The following is a 3015-nucleotide window of genomic DNA, read 5'->3' as shown; positions in this document are numbered from 1 at the left end:
CCACAATGGAATCATGAATCTGGATGGAAGAATACTTTAAATAATCTGCGTCTTATTATCCAACCACTTTTACTATTTTGGTTAATTTATCCCTGGTTAAGTATTTTTCCCAATTCAGATTTGTTACTGGGATTCAATCATTTAATTGCCGCAATGAATCAATTTAAACCCTGTTATGCTTCTGGATAATTTAGCTTCTTTACTACTTGCTTATTCCGGAAAGTGACAGAAGAGGGCTTATCGCTGGTGCGATCGCCCAACTAACAGATAATAATACTTATCACCATCAGCTACTTCATGTAGAGAAAGTTACTCCTATGCGTCAGTGGTCTGCACGTCAAGCTTCCAGATTAAAGAAAAGTGATTACCGTCAAGGTTATCTTGGTCAGAGGTTACTTTGAGGTTAAAGCTATGCCAGATAAGCATTGTACTCTTCTTTCTTCTTTAGTTTTGTTTAAGTACTGATAACCAGATATACACAATGTCTATCGCCCGCCAAAATGTGTTCAATTCGTTCAACGCTCACATCGTCACCTAAAGCCGCTTGAAAGATTTCTAACTCCATCTGACACAGCGCAGTACAAGCAGTTGCCACCGCACAAATGGGGCAATGTTTTTCAGCGAAGAGAAAGGTGCCATCGGCTTGATCTGTGACCTCTGCCATGTAGCCTTCCTCAGTTCGCTGCGCTGCTAACGCTTCTAGTTGCTGTTGAAGCGAAGTATGGCGAGGTACGATCGCTCGATACGCTTGAATTTGTTCGCGAGTTCTAACTTCCAGTAGCCGATCAAATCCCTCTTCACCAAATGCCTCTTTCATTGAGTTAATCAGACCCAACGTTAACTCAGCGTAGCGATCGGGGAAAAAACGATCGGCAGCAGGCGTTAACTCCCATAACTTGGCAGGTCGTCCCATTGGACGCGCTTGTTTCTGGTACGTCACCAATCCTTCTTTTTGCAAAGCGTAGAGATGCTGCCGCACTGCCATTGCAGTGATGTTCAAGTAGGAGGCGAGCGTTTCCGCATCTATCGATCCTTCTTGCTTGAGCCGTTTGACAACCGCCTGTCGAGTCCGAATGCTTGTTGATTCTACTGGTCAACTAGTTTTCATAATCAACAAATTAAAGAAAAGTCTTTACAAAGTCAAGCAGGATACTTATGATGATTCTAAAGATTTATCTTTAAAAAATAAATTAAGCTGTAATGCAGTCTAGCACCTAGAAAAAACAAATATTACTACTATCCATTATCTTGAAGCCATGTACAGTCTAAGAGGATGTTTGAAAAGTTTTTAGGGGTCAAAATTCATGCTAACCGCCTCACCATGATCCGGATCATGGCAAGGTAGATAAAAGTCTCCGATGTTTCGGGCAATAACTCATAGTCTCTGACCAATCGGCGACACCCCATGAGCCAACCGAAAGTGCGCTCCACCACCCAACGTTTTTTGAGCAACACGAACCCCTTAGTTTGCTCTGGTCGCAGCACCACCTGCACAATCCAACGACAAAAGTCCATGACCCACATCATGAATGCTGGACCATCAAAGCCGCCATCAGTCCAAATAGTCGTCAAGCGAGAAACCTTGTCACCCATTTGTTTGACGCGCTTGAGTACTTGTTTGCCGCCTGAGCGCTCTGGCACACTGGCGGCGCTGACCAATACCCGCAGCACCAATCCCAAGGTATCAACGGTCATAAACCGCTTGCGCCCTTTGATTTGTTTGCCTGCATCAAAGCCCACTTGTTGACTCACCATCGCCGCACTTTTTACACTTTGACTATCGATGATTGCCTCTGATGGACTCGCATGACGCTCAATCTCGATTCTCGTCCACTGTCGTAGACTATCGTGAATGTGCAACCACGTCCCGTCTTTACGCCAGTTTCGGAAATATGTGTACACTGTTTGCCAAGGAGGAAAGTCTCCAGGTAGCGATCGCCATCTCACTCCTTCTAGCAGGACATAGAAGATCGCGTTCAAAACTTCCCACATATCGACTTCACGCTTGCGACCACCGGGTTTGGGTTGTGGAATCATGTCACTAAGAAATTCATATTGTACACGGGTCAGATTGCTGGGGTATGCTTTACTCATGTTGCTCTCTCGGTGCTGTCTATTATCTATTCACAGCTTATACCGAGAGAGCTTTTTTACCACCTGACCGACTTTTCAAACACCCTCTAAGGAAGTAAAGCAAGCAATGTTAGCCTCAGACTTGTTAGTTATTGACTTTGCTCAAAAGGATGACGTGCTGAAGCTTTACCCTGAAGCACCCCTACTTTCCAGCGACAAAGCTCAATGGGATGGTATTCAACTGCAATATCATCGGCATCCGCCACATCAGCTTTCAGAAAATCATTCCAAGCAGCATCGCATTATCATTCACGATCGCAGTCCTTCGCCACCAATGGTTGAAGAGATGATCGAACATCGCTTTCAAAAGCGGCAATTTGGGTATGGCGATGTGACGGTTGTGCCAGCTGATGTCCTAAATTCGGCTTATTGGAACACCGAGTACGAATTTATTACCCTCAGTTTTGAGGCGAGGACGTTTGCACGTCATACCTTCGATCTGACAACTGCCACTGATATCGAGCTTGTCCCCAGTTTCAGCAAACCTGACCAGCTGATTTACAGTCTTGGCTTCGCGCTCAAGTCAGAGCTGGAGTCTAGCGGAGTTGGCAGTCGTCTCTATATTGATTCGCTAACAGCTGCTTTGATGACTCATTTGTTACGGCATTACTCAGCCCAAAGATCCATCTCTAGACCTCAGAGTGGTTTAGCCAAACGCCAATTGCAGAAGGTGATTGATTTCATTAATCAAAACCTTGAACAGGACTTGGCACTTGCGGAACTAGCAGCCATTGTGCAAATGAGTCCGAGTTATTTTTCAACGTTATTCAAACATTAGACTTGTCCGAAAACTCCAAAGCCAGACTGTTCAAAGCTTTTAGACAAAACTTTGATATCTTCGTAAAAACGGAGTCATAAGGGTTTGATATAGTTAGTGATAGT

Annotated in this window: 4 protein-coding genes and 1 pseudogene; 3 read left to right on the top strand and 2 right to left on the bottom strand. The window is 44.5% G+C overall.

Annotation, left to right across the window (positions count from 1 at the left end; genetic code table 11):
- Both H6H03_RS39620 and H6H03_RS39615 read left to right on the top strand, forming a co-directional pair.
- Positions 1–189, top strand: a pseudogene (locus H6H03_RS39620) (IS701 family transposase); the annotation flags it as partial.
- A gap of 17 nt (positions 190–206) precedes the next feature.
- A complete protein-coding gene (locus tag H6H03_RS39615; RefSeq protein WP_190960428.1) occupies positions 207–401 on the top strand; it encodes a hypothetical protein in 195 nt (64 codons plus the stop codon).
- A gap of 53 nt (positions 402–454) precedes the next feature.
- Here H6H03_RS39615 and H6H03_RS39610 read toward each other — a convergent pair whose 3' ends face one another.
- Both H6H03_RS39610 and H6H03_RS39605 read right to left on the bottom strand, forming a co-directional pair.
- Positions 455–985, bottom strand: coding sequence for a helix-turn-helix transcriptional regulator (locus tag H6H03_RS39610; protein ID WP_390843068.1), 531 nt, complete (start codon positions 983–985; stop codon positions 455–457).
- Positions 986–1302: 317 nt separating this feature from the next.
- Positions 1303–2094, bottom strand: coding sequence for an IS5 family transposase (locus H6H03_RS39605; protein ID WP_190960427.1), 792 nt, complete (start codon positions 2092–2094; stop codon positions 1303–1305).
- 106 nt (positions 2095–2200) lie between these two features.
- On the opposite strand from H6H03_RS39605, the gene H6H03_RS39600 reads away from it, so the two are divergent.
- On the top strand, positions 2201–2911 hold the full coding sequence (locus H6H03_RS39600; RefSeq protein ID WP_190960426.1) for a helix-turn-helix transcriptional regulator: 711 nt from the start codon (positions 2201–2203) through the stop codon (positions 2909–2911).
- Positions 2912–3015 lie beyond the last annotated feature (104 nt).

Origin of the sequence: Nostoc paludosum FACHB-159 (assembly GCF_014698835.1) — a bacterium.
Taxonomy (GTDB): Bacteria; Cyanobacteriota; Cyanobacteriia; order Cyanobacteriales; family Nostocaceae; genus Nostoc; species Nostoc paludosum.
This window is presented reverse-complemented; position numbering and strand designations above follow the sequence as displayed.